Genomic DNA, 18,818 nt, shown 5'->3' on the forward strand with positions numbered 1-18,818 from the left:
TTTAAAAGTTGGCAAGCATCTTGATACAGTAAAAGCGGTCAGTCATAAATTTTAAAATTGAGGAAAGTATTATGGGAATTTTTTCACGCTTTGCAGATATTGTGAATTCAAATATCAATGCTTTGTTAGATAAAGCAGAAGATCCAGAAAAAATGGTTCGTCTGATTATTCAAGAAATGGAAGACACGCTTGTAGAAGTGCGTTCTACCTCGGCAAAAACCATTGCCGAAAAGAAAGAACTAGTACGTCGTGTTGAAAAACTTGAGCAGGAAGCTGCTGATTGGCAAGCAAAAGCTGAGTTAGCACTAAGCAAAGAGCGCGAAGATCTAGCGCGTTCAGCACTTGTTGAAAAGAAAAAATCAACCGAAGCGGCAACCGCAGTAGCGCATGAGCTTGCGCAAGTTGAAGAGCACATTGAAAAATTGCAGCAAGAAGTTGCAGCATTGCAAGACAAACTAGCTGATGCAAAAGCACGTCAAAAAGCAATTATTCTTCGTCAACGTTCTGCTGAGTCGCGTTTAGGTGTTAAGAAAGCGCTTGATTCATCTAAAGTGGAAGATGCACTAAGTCGTTTTGAACATTACGAGAACAAAATTGATGGCCTTGAGTCGCAAATTGAATCGTATGAAATGGGTAAGAAAACATTGTCTGATGAAATCGCCAGTCTTCAAGATGAAGAGAAAATCGATGATGAACTAGCAGCTCTTAAGAAAAGCATGGCTAAAAAAGATAAGTAATAATTAAAGCTTGGGAGAGCAGGAGGGCACTATGAGTGGGTTTGAAGCAATAGCAGTTCCAACAATCTTGTTTATGATTTTTGTTGCACCATTATGGCTAATTTTACATTACCGCAGCAAAAAGCAAGTGAGCCAAGGTTTAAGTGAACATGAACATCGTCAGCTAATTGAACTGGCAAACAAAGCAGAAAAAATGGCCGACCGCGTGAAAACGCTAGAGTCTATTTTAGATGCGGAGGCGCCTGAGTGGAGGGCTAAGGTATGAGTAGACGTAGAGGCGAATTATATCGTGACCCAAAACGTGGCAAAGTAGCTGGTGTTTGTGCAGGGTTAAGCGACTACTTTAATATGGAGCTATGGCTGGTAAGAATTATTTTTATTTCAGCAGTACTCTTGCTCGGTGGCCCATTCTTTATTGTTGCTTACATTGCATGCTGGTTTATTTTGGAGGTAAAGCCAGAAACTTTACCTAATCAAAGTAAAACAGAAACGGTTAATAATGAAAAACCGATCGAAGTTAAGTCAAAAGTGTGGCAAGCAGGTGAACCACCACGTCGCGCGCTTCACGACTTAAAAGAACAGTTTGATCGCATTGATGGCCGCTTACAAGCGATGGAAAAGTATGTTACTTCACCGGAGTTTACTGTAAGCCGTGAAATCAACAAACTGTAGCGATAAGACAACGTACCTAAACGGATAAGTTTCACCATTGGCAAACTTATCCGTTTTGTTTGTTAAGGAGAAAGTTATCAACCAATCGGAAAAGTTACAAAAACTGCGTGCCAAAGCACAAAAACTAGTAAAACGCGGTTTAGATCAACATGTAAAACTTGCCGTAACAGGACTGAGTAAAAGTGGTAAAACCGCTTTTATTACATCGTTTATTCATCATTTAACGCAACCCAAAAGCAAGCTGCCATTTTTTTCATTACAACAGCAAGAGCGTTTTATTGCGGGCAAACTCGTAGGCCAGGATGACTTAAGCGTTGCTAGCTTTGACTATGGTAACGCGTTAAATCAGTTGCAATTGAGTAAATGGCCAGCATCAACCAACCGATTAAACACCTTACGTTTAAACATTAAATATAAGCCGAATAGTGGTTTACGCGCCCATCTAACCGATGTTAGCACCCTAACAATCGATATTTTTGACTATCCTGGCGAATGGTTACTTGATTTACCTATGCTTGATGAGTCGTTTCTGGCATGGAATAACCGTCAGTTTGCATTGCTTAAAGAGCAGCCGCGAGCAGCTCATAGTGAGACCTTTGTAAATAAATTATCGCAATTTGATTGGGCCCAAGAGGTCGACTTCGACCAACTTAAACAGTTCGCACATGAATATCGAGATTTATTACTGATATTTAAAAATCAGTGTCAATTAACGCAGTTACAGCCTGGCCGTTTAATTATGCCTGGTGAGTTGGAAGATGCACCAATTACTCATTTTTTTCCAATTCCTGAGATTGATCAACAAACACTGTTAAGCGCTCCTGAAAACAGTTATTTAGCAACCCTTAAAACACGTTATGAGCAATATAAAAAAGACGTTGTTAAGACCTTTTACAGTAACTTTTTTGGCGGCTTTGATAGGCAAATTATTTTGGTTGATTTATTAGGCGCGCTAGATAAAGGACGCGATGCACTGGTAGAGCAAAGTGATGTCCTTAAGTCGCTATTAAAGCATTTTGACTATGGCAAAAATAACTTTTTAAGCCGCTTGTTTTCACCCAAGATCGATAAAATTTTGTTTGCTGCAAATAAAGTGGACCATCTGAGTGTTGAGCATCATAAAGACTTAGCGTTATTACTTAACAATTTAGTGCTTGATGCGCAAAATGAATTGAATTACCAAGGCGTCATGGTGGAAACCATGGCGATGAGTTCAGTGAAAGCAACCAAGCAGGTACAAGTTAAGGAAAGCGGAGAAATACTTAATTGTATTTATGGTAAATCAATCGAAAGTGAGCAGTTGCTAACGTATTTACCAGCGCAACCACCAATGCGTTTGCTTCCACCGGAACAGTGGCCAAAAAATGGCTTTAACTTTCCAAGCTTTTACCCGATGTTAAACGCGCAGCATCAGCTTGAGCATGTCAGGTTAGACCATGTAATAGAGTATTTAATTGGAGATAAGGTGCTATGAGTGAGTTGCAACAAGGCCGAGTTATCAAAGAATGCGACCCGCAAAACGATAGCCAATTGGATTCATTATTCGAACAAAGTGAGCAATTGCAGCAAGGTAAAGTTGTTGCCCAATCACACAGCGAACTAGAAATGGCTGAAACGCCACTTGAAACTGAATTAGATTCGTTAACAAAGCCAACGAAGCCTAACTGGCTGGCGCGTATTTTTGTTTTATCGCTGGTGACGTTAGTGTTGTCTGAAGTCATTTTTACGATTATTGAGGCAATTAGCACGTCACCGTTTTTAGCCGCTGTGTACGGCGTGGCGGTGTCAACGGCTCTGGCTTTAGTTGGTAAAGTCGCTTTTCGTGAATTCCGTTTATTACGAAAATTAAAAAATACAAAAATTCAGCAGCATGATGCCGCTAGATTAATGCAATCTGTGCAAATTGGCGAAGCGGAAAGATTTCTAACTAAAATCAACGGTCACCTTAGTAATGATAAGTTAGCGCAAATGCTCTCCAAGCTCGATGCCCATCACACAGATCAAGAGGTGATGTCGCTGTATGCTAATACCGTTTTGGTTGAGCAGGACGAGAAAGCACAAAATATTATTAAAAAATACGCTTCTACCTCAGGTGTGATGGTGGCGATATCGCCTATCGCATTAGTCGATATGGTGGTGGTGCTGTGGCGTAGCACTAAAATGATTGAAGATATTACCCAAGTGTATGGTTTGCCGTTAGGGTATGTCAGTCGCATAAAGCTGTATCGTATGACATTAAAGCAAATGCTGTTTGCAGGCAGTGCTGAGCTTATCAGCGATTTTGCTACAACAGCATTAAGCGCTGAACTCGCTGGCAAGTTATCTGCACGCGCCGCGCAAGGTGTGAGTGTGAGTATCTTTACGGCACGTATCGGCTACAAAGCAATGGAATTAAGTCGTCCGCTACCAGGCTTACCAAATAAGAAAAACTTGTTAACATCATGCGTTAAACTCGCCATAGACAGTGTAAAAAGCAAAGACAACGGACAGAGTGGAAAATAAACTTTACGCATTTTCAGCCTTTTGTATACAATTTTAGCCGTCTAACAATCTAGCGTGCTTGTTGTTTTTTCAGTTGTGCATTAATTATGTAGTTAATAATTATGACAACAATTTAAGCAAGTAGTATGAAATCACAACTTTCGGATAACAGTTTATGTATTCATGGCGGAAAGCAACATGATCACGCCCATGGTCCTCTTAGTACGCCTATTTACCAATCTTCTACCTTTGTTTTTGATAACGCAGCGCAAGGCGCTGCGCGTTTTGCTGGTGATGAAGCAGGCTATATTTATTCTCGCCTTGGCAATCCAACAACCCGAGAGCTAGAACTTAAAATCGCGGCATTAGAAGAAATGGAAGATGGCGCTGCCACGGCTACAGGCATGGGCGCTGTATCAGCATCTGTTCTGAGCTTTTTAGCGCAAGGTGATCACTTGATTGCCTCAAAAGTGGTGTATGGCTGCACTTTTGCTTTGTTTTCTCATATGTTACCTAAGTTTGGTATTGAAGTGACATTTGTTGATATGGAAGATCACGGCGCAGTTGAAAACGCACTTAAACCAAATACAAAAATGATCTTCGCTGAAACGCCAATTAACCCTAACCTTGTGGTTATTGATCTAGCGTTTATTGGTGATTTTGCCAAGCGCCATAATTTAATTTCGGTAATCGATAACACCTTTATGACGCCGTTACTGCAAAAACCAAAGCACTTTGGTATCGATATTGTGCTGCACAGCGCAACTAAATACTTAAATGGTCATGGCGATGTGGTTGCAGGTTTAGTGTGCGGTAGTAAAGAGCATATCGAAACCATTAAGCTTACTGTGTTAAAAGATATTGGTGCAACCATTAGTCCACACGATGCCTGGTTAATTATTCGCGGTATGAAAACACTCAGCGTTCGTATGGAAAGACACTGTAACAACGCGCAAAAAGTCGCGGAATTTTTAGCACAGCACGAAAAAATCGAACAAGTATATTACCCTGGCCTAAAATCTCATCCCGGTAATAAGTTTATTGGCACGCAAATGAAAGCGGCCGGTGGTGTAATTGCGTTTGAGCTAAAAGGCACACTTGAAATGGGCGCGCAATTTATTAACGCAACTAAATTGTGCACGTTAGCAGTAAGCTTAGGTGATGCTGAAACCTTGATCCAGCATCCCGCATCGATGACACACTCTCCTTATACACCTGAAGAACGCTTAGCAGCAGGGATCTCAGATGGGTTAGTGCGTATTTCTGTTGGCCTTGAAGAAGCTGACGATATTATTAACGATTTAGCACAAGCATTAGCGCAAATTTAATGTTCTCTATTTGGCTAAGTTGAAGAGGCGTTTAGCCTCTTTTTTTGTTTCTAAGTAACTAGTAAAAACTAAAAAAGGCTTCTGTTAACATTTACCTCCTTGTGAAAGCTATGTTGTGTAATTTTATTTTTACATCTTTATTGGTTTTTATCGCTTTATTTATAAGGCTGGTTTTAAATGTTTACTGGTATGTAATATTAAGTTTACATTTTGCAGCTTTGTGGCAAGTACCAAAACTGCCGCAGTCATTACCTTTTGAGTAACTTTGTCATAACATCTAGAACATCTGAATTCAGCGTGTAATGTCACCGTTTTGCGTTTGAATGTTGTGCTTAAGCAAGTACGTCACTTGCTGATGAAGAGATGAAATTTATGGGCAAAAGTAGTAGTTATATTTCTAAACAGCCAGATGATAATGGGTTTATCAATTGGTCTGATGAAGAAAATCAAATTTGGTCAGAACTGATCGCACGTCAATTAGAATGTATAAAAAACAAGGCGTGTGACGAGTATATGCATGGCTTAGATAAGCTAAACCTGCCGTTAGACCGCATTCCACAATTAGAAGAAGTAAGTAAAGTGCTACGCGAATCGACCGGTTGGGAATGCGCGCCAGTACCTGCATTGATTGATTTTGATGAGTTTTTCCGATTGCTGGCAAATAAAAAATTCCCGGTAGCGACTTTTATTCGCTCACGTGAAGAGTTTGATTATTTGCAAGAGCCAGATATCTTTCACGAGATCTTTGGTCACTGCGCTATGTTAACACACCCTGCATTTGCAGAGTTTACACATAAATATGGTCAACTTGGCTTAGCTGCTGAGAAAAAAGACCGCGTATATTTAGCGCGTTTATATTGGTTTACCGTTGAGTTTGGCTTAATGCAAACTAAAGATGGTCTACGCATTTATGGCGGTGGTATTTTATCAAGCCCAGGCGAAACCCAATATGTGTACTCAGATGTACCACAAATCAAGCCGCTTGAACCACTCGATGTGTTACGCACGCCGTACCGTATCGATATTATGCAACCTTTGTATTACACCATTAATGCAATTGAAGATTTATTTGATATTTCACAGCTCGATATTATGTCGCTTGTAGAAAAAGCAAAAGAGCTAGGGCTCCACGAGCCACTATTTCCACCTAAACAAAAGAAAGCAAGTTAGAAAAGGGTTTATTATGTCTGAATTAAGTGCTCAAAAATGTGAAGCGTGTCGTGCTGACGCACCAAAAGTTTCAGATGAAGAGCTAGCCGTATTAGTTAAGCAAATTCCTGATTGGACACCAATTGTGGTTGACGGCATTATGCAATTAGAGCGTGTATTTAAGTTCAAGAACTTTAAACTCGCGTTGGAATTCACCAACAAGTTAGGCGCAATGGCGGAAGATGAAGGTCACCACCCCGGTATCTTAACTGAGTGGGGCAAAGTAACAGTAACTTGGTGGAGCCACTCAATTAAAGGTCTGCATAAAAACGACTTTATTTGTGCCGCTAAAACAGATGCACTGCTAGAAGACTAATTGCTTCTAAACAATAAAAAAAGAGCGCTAATTAGCGCTCTTTTTTGTGTTTTTAGTATGCGTTTAACGCATTATTCGCTTACTGAGCGAAGTAGGGCATTAATACCTACTTTTTCACGTGTTTGCTGGTCAACTTTTTTCACGATAATTGCAGCGTATAAGCTATGTGAGCCGTCTTTTGATGGCAGTGAGCCAGGTACAACAACGGCGCCAGCCGGTACGCGTCCATAATGAGTTTCGCCTGTTTCACGGTCATAAATACGTGTGCTTTGGCTAATGTATACTCCCATTGAGATTACCGCGCCTTCTTCAACAACAACGCCTTCTACAATTTCAGAACGAGCGCCAATAAAGCAGTTATCTTCGATAATAGTTGGGTTTGCTTGTAGTGGCTCTAGTACACCACCAATGCCAACACCACCTGATAAGTGTACGTTTTTACCGATTTGTGCACATGAACCTACGGTTGCCCATGTATCAACCATTGTGCCTTCATCAACGTAAGCGCCAATGTTCACATAAGAAGGCATTAACACTACATTTTTACCTACGAAGCTGCCCTGACGAGCCACCGCGTTTGGTACTACGCGCATGCCTTCTTGCTTAAATTGCTCAGGCGTGTAGTCAGTGAATTTAAGCGGTACTTTGTCGTAAAACTGGTTTACACCATCGTTCATTGGTGCGTTGTCACGAATTCTAAATGATAATAACACCGCTTTTTTAAGCCATTGGTGTACAACCCATTCACCTGAGATTTTTTCAGCCACACGTGCTTTACCTGAATCTAACAAAGCGAGGGATTCGTTAATAGCGTTGAAAACCTCATCAGAAACTGATGCCGGTGAAATATTATCGCGATTTTCCCATGCTTGCTCGATGGTTAATTTCAATTGTTCCATAGTGTGCCTTTAATCGTTTTCGGAATTGAATTTTTCAAGAAGGCGGTTTTTTAAGTCGCCACATTCTTGTTCATTTAATGCGTTATAGTCAGCGTTAGATACCACAAAGAAATCTTCAGCACGTTCGCCTATGGTCGTAATGCGTGCGGCGTGTATATGTAACGCTAAACTTGAAAATACATCGGTTATTTTGGTTAATAAGCCTGGAATGTCAACCACTTGAATTTCTACAAGGGTGCGGTCTTTACGCCCATGTGGTGACACAATAACTCGGGGCTTAATATTAAAGCCTTTAAAGCGCTTTTTACGGTTCTTTTTGACTCGAACTTTCTTATTTGGTTCGTCAATAACTTGCTGAATTGACTTCTTAATAGAGCTAGCGCGACTTTGGCTCGTTACCGGCTCACCGTTTTGTTCTAAAATAACAAAATTATCAACCGCATAGCCGTCTTTGGTATTCATTATTTGCGCGTGTAATATGTTGGCTTTTTTAGCGCCCAACACCGCTACCAAACGCGCAACTAAATTGGCTTGATCTGGACAGTAAACAAATACTTGGCTACCGCCATTAATAGGCTGACCAGAAAGCAGCACCAATCCTTTACTAGGATCTTTTGACGCCAAGATATGCTCGCATTGCCATGCAATCATTTGCGTTGAAAAACGCGTGAAATAATCGGGCTTAAAGCGCAGCCACAATGCATCAATTTGACCTTCTGCAAAACCTAAATTAAGTAAACGTTGTTTTGCTTGTGCTTTTTTATCGCGAATTTGGTCACGTAAATCCATTGGGTTTTCAAGACCACGGCGCAGCGCACGTTGTGTGTGGGTATAAAGATCGCGCAGCAGTGTGCTTTTCCAATCATTCCACAAGTTATCGTTGGTGGCGCGAATATCAGCAAGCGTTAAGCAATAAAGGTAATCGAGTTGCTTTTCATTTTTAACTCGTGCTGCAAATTCAGCAATCACGTCAGGGTCGTTAATGTCTTTGCGCTGTGCTGTTACCGACATAAGCAAATGGTTTTCCACAAGCCACGCAATAAATTTACCCTCAAAGGTTGTTAAGCCGTGTAATTTGGCAAACTCTCTGGCATCCACCGCACCAAGCTCGGAGTGATCACCACCGCGGCCTTTGGCAATATCGTGGAAAATACCCGCTAAATACAATAGCTCTGGTTTTTCCATGCGTACCACAATTTCACGACACAGCGGAAACGTATTGGCGCACTCTGGCTGGAAATAATGATACAAATTTTGAATTAAACGATGGGTGTGTTCATCTACCGTATAGGCATGGAATAAATCGAACTGCATTTGCCCAACGATATTACGCCAATTCGGTAAATACGCCGATAAAATGCCGTGTTTATGCATTAACGTAAAGGCACGCCCCATACCATTCGGATGGGAAATAAGCTTAAGCAGCATAGTGCGACACAGCGAATAATCTTGTAAGTCGCCTAATAAACGACGTCTTACTTGGCGCAGTAAACGAATTGTGCTTGGGTAAATATGGGTAATTTGTGGATTGTCGGCAATGTGCCAAAACAGCTCAATAATTTTTTCACGGTGAAAAAATACTTGCGGATCTTTCACCCGAATTTGATGGCCAATTTGTTCAAAGTCAGCGTCAATACTGGTTACTTTGTAGTTTACATGGCCCGTTAAGATGCTTTGCTCGAAGTAGGATAACAGCATTTGATTAAGTTCACGCACACGCCCCATAATGCGAAATAATCGTTTCATCATACGTTCAACGGCGGCACGCCCATCGTCGCCAAAACCGAGCAGTTTAGCTGCTACCGGTTGATGATCAAAGAGTAACCGGTTTTCCATGCGCCCAGCCGCTAGGTGCAGTGCAAAGCGAATATTCCATAGGTTTACAATACATTCGAGCAGTTCTTGATGCTCTTCAAACGTTAAGTAACCGTGTTCCACTAGTTCTTCGAGCGTTTGTGAGCGAAAATGCTTTTTTGCGACCCAAATAATAGTTTGTACGTCGCGTAATCCGCCCGGGTTTTCTTTTAAATTGGGCTCAAGGTTATATGCCGTGCCATGACATTTTTTATGCCTTATTTCCTGTTCATCGCGCTTAGCGATAAAAAAGGTATCCGATTTCCACGCTGACGTTTCTACTAACTTTTTTTGTAAATGAGCAAAATTATCCGGATCACCACAGACCAAGCGAGATTCAAGCAAGCTGGTAGCAAAATTAACATCGCTTTTTTTCTGTTCTATGGTTTGTTTGATAGTGCGAACGCTATGACCGATATCTAGGCGCAGATCCCATAAGAAAGTGACAAACTGAGCGATAGTTTCTTGTGTTTCTTTGTTGGGTTCTTTATTGACCAGCAATAAAAAATCGATATCTGAAAAAGGGTGCAGTTCGCCGCGGCCATAACCGCCAATGGCAATTAAATCGCCGTGTTCGCGTAATTGATAGTGATCATAAAGCTGGCTTAAAATCGCGTCGATTAACTGTGCGCGGGCTTTCACTAAGCGCTCGACAGGCTGATGTGAAAATTGTTCTTCGAGCCAAAGGTAGAACTGTTCTAGAAGGTGTTTGTAGTCATCAAGTTGCTCGCATTTTGCGAGCAACTGGGTAAATTTTTTTGTTATTGCCATTGATGGCCTTCTTATTCGCTGTGTTCGATCACTCTCGGAAGCTCATCATCTGATCGTAGCGTAAGAATTTCAACTCCGTTTTTAGTCACAAGGAGCGTGTGTTCCCATTGTGCCGACAGTGAACGGTCTTTTGTTACCACAGTCCACTCATCTTTTAGCAGCTTACATTGGCGTTTACCAACGTTTACCATAGGTTCAATGGTAAAGCACATGCCTTCTTGCAGTACTTCACCTGTGCCCGGTTTGCCGTAGTGCATTACTTGTGGCTCTTCGTGGAACTCAGCGCCAATACCATGACCACAGTATTCACGTACAATTGAGTAATTAAAACCTTCAGCATATTTTTGAATTGCGGCACCGATGTCACCTAAGCGAACACCTGGTTTTACCATTTCGATAGCAAGGTATAAGCTTTTTTGGGTAATTTCACATAAACGCTTTGCTTGAATTGACGGTTGACCAACGTAAAACATTTTAGAAGTATCACCGTGGTAACCATCTTTAATTACCGTAATATCAATATTGATAATGTCGCCATCTTTTAGCGCTTTATCGTTTGGAATACCGTGACAAATTACGTGGTTTACTGAGGTACAAATTGACTTTGGAAAACCGTGATAATTCAAAGGAGCTGGGATCGCATCTTGCTCGTTTACAATGTAATCGTGGCAAATCTGATTTAACTCTTCTGTGGTCACGCCAACCTTAACGTGAGGCTCAATCATTTCTAACACTTCAGCTGCTAAGCGTCCTGCAACTCGCATTTTTTCGATTTCAGCTGGGGTTTTAATCACTGCACTCATTTAGGCTCCAAAATTCTTTAAATTATGGTCAAACACGACACTTTTTAGCTAAGTTGTTTGACTGAAAATTACTCATAAAATTTGAGTTCTGTTTGTTAATATGGTATAAAGCGCGCCGTATTTTTACAATTAAAATTTAAATTTCCTCGGGATTTTTAAGTTGATTGTAGTGAATACACATAAACTTTAATTTTTAACACACACACATATCGGCACATACACTTGGGTGCAGTGAGCAAAATGCGAACTGTTGGTGCTATGGGATATGTGGAGGCCTAACCCAAAATTACAGAGGAATATTAAAATGGCAAACGTTTCTATGCGCGATATGCTACAAGCTGGCGTACACTTCGGTCACCAAGCACGTTACTGGAACCCTAAGATGAAGCCGTTCATCTTCGGTGCACGTAACCGCGTACATATCATCAACCTAGAGAAAACTGTACCTTTATTCAACGAAGCAATGTCTTTCCTTAAAGGCGTAGCATCAAACAAAGGTAAAATCCTTTTCGTTGGTACTAAGCGCGCTGCAAGCGAAGCAGTTAAAGAAGCTGCACTACGTTCTGACCAGTTCTACGTAAACCACCGTTGGTTAGGTGGTATGCTAACTAACTGGAAAACAGTTCGTCAGTCAATCAAGCGTCTTAAAGACCTTGAAACTCAAAGCCAAGACGGTACTTTCGAAAAGTTAACTAAGAAAGAAGCGTTAATGCTTACTCGTGAAATGGAAAAGCTTGAAAAGAGCCTTGGCGGTATCAAGAACATGGGCGGTCTTCCAGACGCTATCTTCGTTATCGACGCTGATCACGAGCACATTGCTATTAAAGAAGCAAACAACCTAGGCATCCCAGTAGTATCTGTTGTTGATACTAACTCAAACCCAGACGGTGTTGATTTCATCATCCCTGGTAACGACGATGCTATCCGTGCTATCCAGCTTTACACTAACGCTGTAGCTGACGTGGCTGTTGAAGGCCGTGAAAGCAACATCGCTGTTCAAGCTGAAAAAGACGACTTCGTAGAAGCTGAGTAATAGCGCTTACCAAGCTTTCATGAAACGATCATAGAAAGCTTGGTATTCTGATGATTAGGGGGAGCTTGCTCCCGCTTATTTTAAATAGATTTTGGATTTGAGGACATACTAATGGCTGTAACTGCTGCCCTAGTTAAAGAATTACGCGAGCGCACTGGCGCTGGCATGATGGATTGTAAAAAAGCACTAACTGAAACTAACGGTGACATCGATCTAGCGATCGAGAACATGCGTAAGAGCGGTGCTGCTAAAGCTGCTAAAAAAGCGGGTAACATCGCTGCAGAAGGTACAATCCTTATCAAGCAAGGTGCTGGTTTCACTGCACTTCTAGAAGTTAACTGTCAAACTGACTTCGTTGCTAAAGACGAAAACTTCCTAGGCTTTGCTAACACTGTTCTTGACGCTGCTGCTGAATCAAAAACTGACATTGAAACGCTTAAAGCTCAATTCGAAGAAACACGTGTTGCACTAGTTGCTAAAATCGGTGAAAACATCAACGTTCGTCGCGTTGAGTACATCGATGGTGACAAAGCGTCTGCATACCGTCACGGCGACCGTATCGGTGTTGTTGTTACTGGTGAAGCTGACGAAGAAACACTTAAGCACGTTGCTATGCACGTTGCTGCTTCTAAGCCTGATTTCCTTAACCCAGAAGATGTACCTGCTGAGGTTGTAGAGAAAGAAAAAGCGGTTCAAGTTGAAATCGCAATGAACGAAGGTAAGCCAGCAGAAATCGCTGAGAAGATGGTTGTTGGTCGTATGAAGAAGTTCACTGGTGAGATCTCTCTTACTGGTCAAGCATTCATCATGGAACCTAAGAAAACAGTTGGCGAATTCCTTAAAGAGAAAGGCGCGACTATCTCTGGTTTCACTCGCCTAGAAGTAGGTGAAGGTATCGAGAAGAAAGAAGAAGACTTCGCTGCTGAAGTAGCTGCACAAATCGCAGCAGCTAAAGGCGAGTAATCGACTTTTTTCACTTAGCAAAATGGCTTTTGCTTTTGCGCTAAGAGATAAAATTATTTAGAATAACCGCGCTATCATTAGCGCGGTTATTTTTTGCAACTTTTTCAGCCAGGATTACTATGAACACAAATCGTAAGCCAGTTTTTAGACGAGTTTTACTTAAATTAAGCGGTGAAGCTTTAATGGGCCAAGAAGGCTTTGGTATCGACCCATCAATTCTTGACCGTATGGCACAAGAAATTAAAGAACTTGTAGAGTTAGGCGTTGAGGTAGGTGTGGTAATCGGTGGTGGTAACTTCCTACGTGGCGGTACACTTGCTGAAAACGGTATGAACCGTGTTGTTGGTGACCACATGGGTATGCTTGCAACCGTGATGAATGGCCTTGCAATGCGTGATGCACTGCACCGTGCCTATGTAAATGCACGTTTAATGTCAGCGATTCCACTTAACGGTGTATGTGACGCGTATAACTGGGCTGAAGCAATTAGCTTACTAAAAACCGGTCGTGTTGTTATTTTCTCTGCGGGTACTGGTAACCCATTCTTCACTACAGATTCTGCTGCGTGTTTACGCGGTATTGAAATTGAAGCAGACACCGTTTTAAAAGCAACTAAAGTTGACGGCGTATACAGCGATGATCCGGTGAAAAACCCTGAAGCAACGCTTTACCCAACATTAACTTACAACGAAGTAATCGAAAAAGAATTAAAGGTGATGGACCTAGCGGCATTTACCCTAGCTCGTGACCACAATATGCCAATCAGTGTATTTAACATGAATAAACCAGGCGCGTTAAAACGTGTTATCCTTGGTGAAGATGAAGGTACGCTGATTACACATAAATCAGCAGAATAAGCTATTAGTTAGGAAGATTAACGTGATTAAAGAAATCCAACAGCATGCTGCAGAACGTATGCAAAAAAGTGTTGACGCGCTTGGCTCACAATTATCAAAAATTCGCACTGGCCGCGCACACCCAAGCCTTTTAGACGGTATTCAAGTATCTTACTACGGTGCTGATACACCACTTAACCAAGTGGGTAATGTAACAATTGAAGACAACCGTACACTTGCTATCACTGTGTTTGACAAAACACTTACGCAAGCAGTTGAAAAAGCAATTATGGCGTCAGATTTAGGTTTAAACCCGATGTCTGCAGGTACGGTTATTCGCGTACCATTACCACCGCTTACAGAAGAGCGTCGTAAAGATCTTATTAAGATCGTACGTGGTGAAGTTGAAGGCGGTCGCGTTGCAATTCGTAACATTCGCCGTGATGCTAACTCAGATGTTAAAGCACTACTTAAAGATAAAGAAATTTCAGAAGATGAAGCGCGTCAAAGTGATGACGAAGTTCAGAAGCTAACAGATAAATACATCAAAGAAATGGATGCTATTTTAGCTGCTAAAGAAGCGGAATTAATGGAAATCTAAATCAATTTTTGAACGCTTTTGCGCTCAATCATTGAACAACTAAATTATTAGTTTTAAAGCGCTGTCTAGGGTATACTAGACGGCGCTTTTTACTTTAGGAAACGACACTTAATGACAATCACTAAGGATGCTATTACCCAACAAAGCTTACCGCGTCATGTTGCTATTATTATGGATGGCAATGGGCGTTGGGCACAAGCAAAGGGTAAGCCTCGTGTGTTTGGTCATAAAAAGGGCGTCGAATCGGTGCGTAATGCGGTAAAGTTTTGTCGCCAACTAAATATCGAATCATTAACGCTTTTTGCATTTAGCAGTGAAAACTGGCGACGTCCGGAACAAGAAGTCAGCACCTTAATGGAGCTTTTCATGTTTGTGTTGACCAACGAAGTAAAAAAACTCGATAAAAATAACGTCAAGTTGAAAGTAATTGGTGATATTAGTCGTTTCTCTGAGAAGCTACAAAAAAGTGTAGCAAAAGCAGAGCAAATGACCATGGATAACACCGGCTTAACACTTAATATCGCAGCTAACTATGGCGGACAATGGGACATAGCAAACGCTGCGAAACAACTGGCAAAACAGGTTGAGAATGGCGAAATAGCCGCTGATGATATTGATGAAACTAAACTGTCACAGTACATTAGTATGCAAGAACAAGCGCCACTTGATTTGTTAATTCGCACAGGAGGCGACTTACGCATAAGCAACTTTTTATTATGGCAAGCTGCTTACGCTGAACTTTATTTTACTGATACACTTTGGCCAGATTTTAATGAACAGGCATTTGCAGATGCAATTGCGTGTTATGTTTCACGAGAGCGTCGCTTTGGTTGTACTGGCGAACAAATAAAAGAACTACTCGCTCAATCGTGATTTTTATAGGGTAATTTGATTTGTTAATAAAACGCATACTGACTTCTTTAGTGCTAGCGCCAGCTGCACTTGCACTAGTTTTTTTTACACCACTTGAATTGTTTAGCTTAATTGCCGGATTGATTGTATTACTCTCTGCGTGGGAGTGGTCGGCATTTATGGGGCTTAAAAAATTCGCTTCTCGCATAAGCTATGTTGCTGGCATGGCAGTTATTCTATTTATTGCAAACATGTACTGGCCGATTGAAAGCTTATGGCAAAATGGCCAACTTGTTGGCTCGGCTAATTACGTATTTACGCTTGCTGTTGCGTGGTGGCTTGTTGCTTGCGCACTGGTATGGACTTACCCTAGAACCGCAAAAGCATGGCACGCAGGCTTAATGATGCGCGCAATTGCAGGTTTACTCACCTTGTTACCTATGTGGTTAGCGCTTAATGTGCTTCGCAGCAGCGAATATGCAACAAACGCGACACAAGGCTCAGTTCTGATTATGGTTGTGCTGGGTATTGTGTGGAGTGCTGATATTGGTGCTTACTTCTCAGGTAAAAATCTTGGCAAACATAAATTAATGCCATTAGTTAGCCCAAATAAAACCATCGAGGGGCTAGTCGGCGGTCTAATTTGTTCTGCGATTTTTGTTTTAGCATTTTGCTATTTTACTAAGGTGCCAAGCGATAAATGGTTTATTTACGCTGCAATGGCCGCTGTTGTCGCCCTGTTCTCAGCGGTGGGTGACTTATTAGAGAGCATGTTTAAGCGTGAAGTTGGTTTGAAAGACAGCGGCTCATGTTTACCTGGCCACGGCGGTATTTTAGATCGTATTGATAGTTTGACTGCTGCGGCACCGCTTTTCGCTGCATTTTATGCGTGGACCTTGGTGGCGTAATGCAACGTATTACCGTTCTTGGCTCTACAGGTTCGATTGGCACTAGCACCTTAGATGTCATTGCAAGAAACGCAGATGCTTATCAGGTGTTTGCGCTGGTCGCTGGTCAAAATTGGCGCTTAATGGCAAAGCAATGCACGCAGTTTTTACCACAATACGCTGTAATGCAATGCCCTGATGCGGCAAAACAACTTGAGGCTGAAATTACGCGCTTGGGAATTTCAACCAAGGTGCTGTGTGGTCAACAAGCGGCAGCTGATGTGGCCAGTGACGATAATGTTGATGCGGTAATGGCTGCTATCGTTGGCGCAGCTGGGTTATTGCCAACACTTGCAGCGATTAAAGCCGGTAAGCGCGTGTTACTTGCAAATAAAGAGTCACTTGTCATGTCAGGCGAGCTTTTTATTAATGCAGTTAAGCAATCAGGCGCGACGTTATTGCCGATTGATAGTGAACACAATGCGATTTTTCAGGCGATGCCAGCAAGTGTGCAAGAGCATTGTTACAGCGCAAATTTAAAGCAGCATGGTGTCAGCAAAATTTTGTTAACGGGCTCAGGCGGGCCATTTAGAACGCGTGATTTAAGCACCTTTGCCGATATTTCAGTAGATGAAGCTGTCGCCCATCCGAATTGGGATATGGGTCAGAAAATATCGGTTGATTCAGCTACCATGATGAATAAGGGGTTAGAGTTTATTGAAGCAAAGTGGCTATTTAACGCTGAGCCTAGTGATATTCAAGTAATTATCCATCCACAAAGTATTATCCACTCAATGGTGCAATACACCGATGGTTCGGTATTGGCACAAATGGGCAATCCTGATATGCGTACGCCAATCGCACACGCTTTAGCGTTTCCAAAGCGCATTGAAGCGGGTGTTGAACCACTGGATTTCACTAATATGCTTGATTTTAGTTTTAACGCACCAGACTTTGAGCGTTACCCAAATTTAAAGCTTGCAATAGATGCTTGTTCAGAAGGGCAGTACGCAACAACCACAATCAATGCTGCGAATGAAGTGTCTGTGGCCGCATTTCTGGCAAAGAAAATCAGCTTTTTAGACATTTATAAAATCAATGCTCAGGTACTCGATAAAATCGCAAAGAGTCATAAACAGCTAAAAATTAATGACCTAGATATTATTTTGCAGCTTGATAGCGAAGCGCGTCATTATGCAACGAATATGATTGCAGGGAGTTGTTAATGGAATTTTTGTGGAACTTACTGTCGTTTATATTAGTCATTGGCATTATTGTTGTCGTTCATGAATATGGTCACTTTTGGGTAGCAAGGCGCTGTGGTGTTAAAGTGCTGCGTTTTTCAATTGGTTTTGGCAAACCTTTGTTTAAATGGCACGACAAACTCGGCACCGAATACGTTGTCGCGGCGATCCCACTTGGTGGCTACGTGAAAATGCTCGATGAACGTGTTGAAGAGGTTGCGAGCGATGAACGTCATTTAGCGTTCAATAACAAATCAGTTTACCAACGCATTGCGGTGGTTGCGGCAGGACCAATGGCGAATTTTATTTTCGCCATTATTGTATCTGCCATTATGTTTATGGTTGGTGTGCGCTCACTTCTGCCTGTTATTGGCGAGGTGGTGCCTGGCAGCTTAGCAGAGCAAGCAAGGTTGCAAGCAGGACAACAGATTACCGCGATAAACGACAAAGACGTATATGGCTGGCGTGAAACCTTATTGGTTTTGATGGAAAATATTGGCGAGCAGCAAGTACGTGTTAGTGTTAAAGACGATGATTTAGGCTATCAACAAACGTATCTTAATTTATCTAATTGGCAGTTAAAAGACGACGGAAACCCCATTGTTGATATCGGTATTAAACCGTTCAGACCTGCAGAGACCATGCGCCTTGGTCATGTGCAAAAAGGCAGTCCTGCTGAATTTGGTGGGCTTCAGGTCGATGATGAAATTCATTTAGTTAATGGTGAAGCAATGCCATCGTGGCATGCATTTGTCACTCGAATTCAGCGCTCGCCAAATACGCCATTATTGCTTACTATAAGCCGCGGTAATGACAAGCTAAATATTGAGGTTACTCCTGGTAGCAAAAAAAGTGAGCAAGGGCTTAATCAAGGCTACTTAGGTGTGATACCCTTTGTTGAAAATTGGCCATCGTGGATGATTTCAACACAACAATACGGCGTATTTGATGCCATTGTTTTGGGTGTTGATAAAACAATTCAACTAATCAATGTCAGTTTTGCAACAGTAGTTAATTTGATAACAGGACAAGTCTCTGTTGCGAATCTAAGTGGTCCAGTGGGAGTGGCAATTGGCGCTGGAGCCAGCACCAGTAGTGGCATTATGCCGTTATTGGAGTTCTTAGTATTTGTTAGTGTAAGTATTGGTTTTTTCAATTTGTTGCCGCTACCAATTTTAGATGGCGGTCATTTAATGTATTACATCATTGAACTTATCCGAAAAAAGCCAGTCTCTGAAAAGACACAAGAATTAGGTTTTAGGATTGGTGCGCTAATCCTTATATTGTTAACTTGCCTTGCGCTGTTTAACGATTTTACGCGGTTATAAAGGA

Annotated in this window: 19 protein-coding genes; 16 read left to right on the forward strand and 3 right to left on the reverse strand. The window is 41.7% G+C overall.

Annotated elements, in window-relative coordinates:
• Positions 1-71: 71 nt before the first annotated feature.
• The 8 genes from pspA (at position 72) to AC2IOM_RS09175 (ending at position 6,743) form a co-directional block, all read left to right on the forward strand.
• On the forward strand, positions 72-737 hold the full coding sequence (gene pspA / locus AC2IOM_RS09140; RefSeq protein ID WP_010559681.1) for a phage shock protein PspA: 666 nt from the start codon (positions 72-74) through the stop codon (positions 735-737).
• A 31-nt stretch (positions 738-768) separates the two neighbouring features.
• Positions 769-1,002, forward strand: a complete 234-nt coding sequence (pspB, locus tag AC2IOM_RS09145; RefSeq protein ID WP_010559682.1) for an envelope stress response membrane protein PspB — start codon at positions 769-771, stop codon at positions 1,000-1,002.
• Positions 999-1,409 (forward strand): envelope stress response membrane protein PspC, encoded by a 411-nt coding sequence (pspC, locus tag AC2IOM_RS09150; RefSeq protein WP_486358176.1) that lies wholly within the window; start codon positions 999-1,001, stop codon positions 1,407-1,409. Before pspB ends, pspC begins: the two co-directional genes overlap by 4 nt.
• A gap of 37 nt (positions 1,410-1,446) precedes the next feature.
• Positions 1,447-2,883 carry a YcjX family GTP-binding protein gene (locus tag AC2IOM_RS09155; RefSeq protein WP_486358177.1) on the forward strand — a complete coding sequence of 479 codons (1,437 nt, stop codon included), beginning with the start codon at positions 1,447-1,449 and terminating at the stop codon, positions 2,881-2,883.
• Entirely contained in the window at positions 2,880-3,911 is a 1,032-nt protein-coding gene (locus AC2IOM_RS09160) for a TIGR01620 family protein (protein WP_486358178.1), read from the forward strand. The genes AC2IOM_RS09155 and AC2IOM_RS09160 overlap by 4 nt, the downstream gene beginning before the upstream one ends.
• Positions 3,912-4,036: 125 nt before the next feature.
• Positions 4,037-5,218, forward strand: a complete 1,182-nt coding sequence (locus AC2IOM_RS09165; RefSeq protein WP_486358179.1) for a trans-sulfuration enzyme family protein — start codon at positions 4,037-4,039, stop codon at positions 5,216-5,218.
• A 372-nt stretch (positions 5,219-5,590) separates the two neighbouring features.
• Positions 5,591-6,388 carry a phenylalanine 4-monooxygenase gene (gene phhA, locus AC2IOM_RS09170; RefSeq protein WP_010559687.1) on the forward strand — a complete coding sequence of 266 codons (798 nt, stop codon included), beginning with the start codon at positions 5,591-5,593 and terminating at the stop codon, positions 6,386-6,388.
• A 13-nt stretch (positions 6,389-6,401) separates the two neighbouring features.
• The gene (locus tag AC2IOM_RS09175; RefSeq protein WP_010559688.1) at positions 6,402-6,743 is read left to right on the forward strand and encodes a 4a-hydroxytetrahydrobiopterin dehydratase; all 342 of its coding nucleotides are present in this window, start codon (positions 6,402-6,404) and stop codon (positions 6,741-6,743) included.
• A gap of 71 nt (positions 6,744-6,814) precedes the next feature.
• Here the strand turns inward: AC2IOM_RS09175 and dapD are convergent, their stop codons facing one another.
• Genes dapD through map form a run of 3 tightly spaced genes read right to left on the reverse strand, consistent with a single transcriptional unit; the run spans position 6,815 to position 11,070 of the window.
• A complete protein-coding gene (dapD, locus tag AC2IOM_RS09180) occupies positions 6,815-7,642 on the reverse strand; it encodes a 2,3,4,5-tetrahydropyridine-2,6-dicarboxylate N-succinyltransferase (protein WP_054979873.1) in 828 nt (275 codons plus the stop codon).
• A 9-nt stretch (positions 7,643-7,651) separates the two neighbouring features.
• Positions 7,652-10,267 (reverse strand): [protein-PII] uridylyltransferase, encoded by a 2,616-nt coding sequence (glnD, locus tag AC2IOM_RS09185; protein ID WP_486358180.1) that lies wholly within the window; start codon positions 10,265-10,267, stop codon positions 7,652-7,654.
• An 11-nt stretch (positions 10,268-10,278) separates the two neighbouring features.
• The gene (gene map / locus AC2IOM_RS09190) at positions 10,279-11,070 is read right to left on the reverse strand and encodes a type I methionyl aminopeptidase (protein WP_100913748.1); all 792 of its coding nucleotides are present in this window, start codon (positions 11,068-11,070) and stop codon (positions 10,279-10,281) included.
• A 304-nt stretch (positions 11,071-11,374) separates the two neighbouring features.
• On the opposite strand from map, the gene rpsB reads away from it, so the two are divergent.
• From rpsB to rseP, 8 genes are all read left to right on the forward strand, one after another.
• Positions 11,375-12,103, forward strand: coding sequence for a 30S ribosomal protein S2 (gene rpsB / locus AC2IOM_RS09195; RefSeq protein WP_010559692.1), 729 nt, complete (start codon positions 11,375-11,377; stop codon positions 12,101-12,103).
• Between the two features lie 111 nt (positions 12,104-12,214).
• On the forward strand, positions 12,215-13,066 hold the full coding sequence (tsf, locus tag AC2IOM_RS09200; protein ID WP_010559693.1) for a translation elongation factor Ts: 852 nt from the start codon (positions 12,215-12,217) through the stop codon (positions 13,064-13,066).
• 119 nt (positions 13,067-13,185) lie between these two features.
• Positions 13,186-13,923, forward strand: a complete 738-nt coding sequence (pyrH, locus tag AC2IOM_RS09205) for a UMP kinase (protein ID WP_010559694.1) — start codon at positions 13,186-13,188, stop codon at positions 13,921-13,923.
• A 22-nt stretch (positions 13,924-13,945) separates the two neighbouring features.
• Positions 13,946-14,503 (forward strand): ribosome recycling factor, encoded by a 558-nt coding sequence (gene frr, locus AC2IOM_RS09210; protein ID WP_100913747.1) that lies wholly within the window; start codon positions 13,946-13,948, stop codon positions 14,501-14,503.
• A 111-nt stretch (positions 14,504-14,614) separates the two neighbouring features.
• Positions 14,615-15,376 carry a polyprenyl diphosphate synthase gene (gene uppS, locus AC2IOM_RS09215; protein WP_010559696.1) on the forward strand — a complete coding sequence of 254 codons (762 nt, stop codon included), beginning with the start codon at positions 14,615-14,617 and terminating at the stop codon, positions 15,374-15,376.
• A 20-nt stretch (positions 15,377-15,396) separates the two neighbouring features.
• Positions 15,397-16,263 carry a phosphatidate cytidylyltransferase gene (locus AC2IOM_RS09220; protein WP_100913746.1) on the forward strand — a complete coding sequence of 289 codons (867 nt, stop codon included), beginning with the start codon at positions 15,397-15,399 and terminating at the stop codon, positions 16,261-16,263.
• On the forward strand, positions 16,263-17,468 hold the full coding sequence (gene ispC, locus AC2IOM_RS09225) for a 1-deoxy-D-xylulose-5-phosphate reductoisomerase (RefSeq protein WP_486358181.1): 1,206 nt from the start codon (positions 16,263-16,265) through the stop codon (positions 17,466-17,468). The genes AC2IOM_RS09220 and ispC overlap by 1 nt, the downstream gene beginning before the upstream one ends.
• Positions 17,468-18,814, forward strand: a complete 1,347-nt coding sequence (gene rseP, locus AC2IOM_RS09230) for a sigma E protease regulator RseP (protein ID WP_054979865.1) — start codon at positions 17,468-17,470, stop codon at positions 18,812-18,814. Before ispC ends, rseP begins: the two co-directional genes overlap by 1 nt.
• Positions 18,815-18,818 lie beyond the last annotated feature (4 nt).

It is taken from the genome of Pseudoalteromonas sp. NS-SX12 (assembly GCF_057367955.1).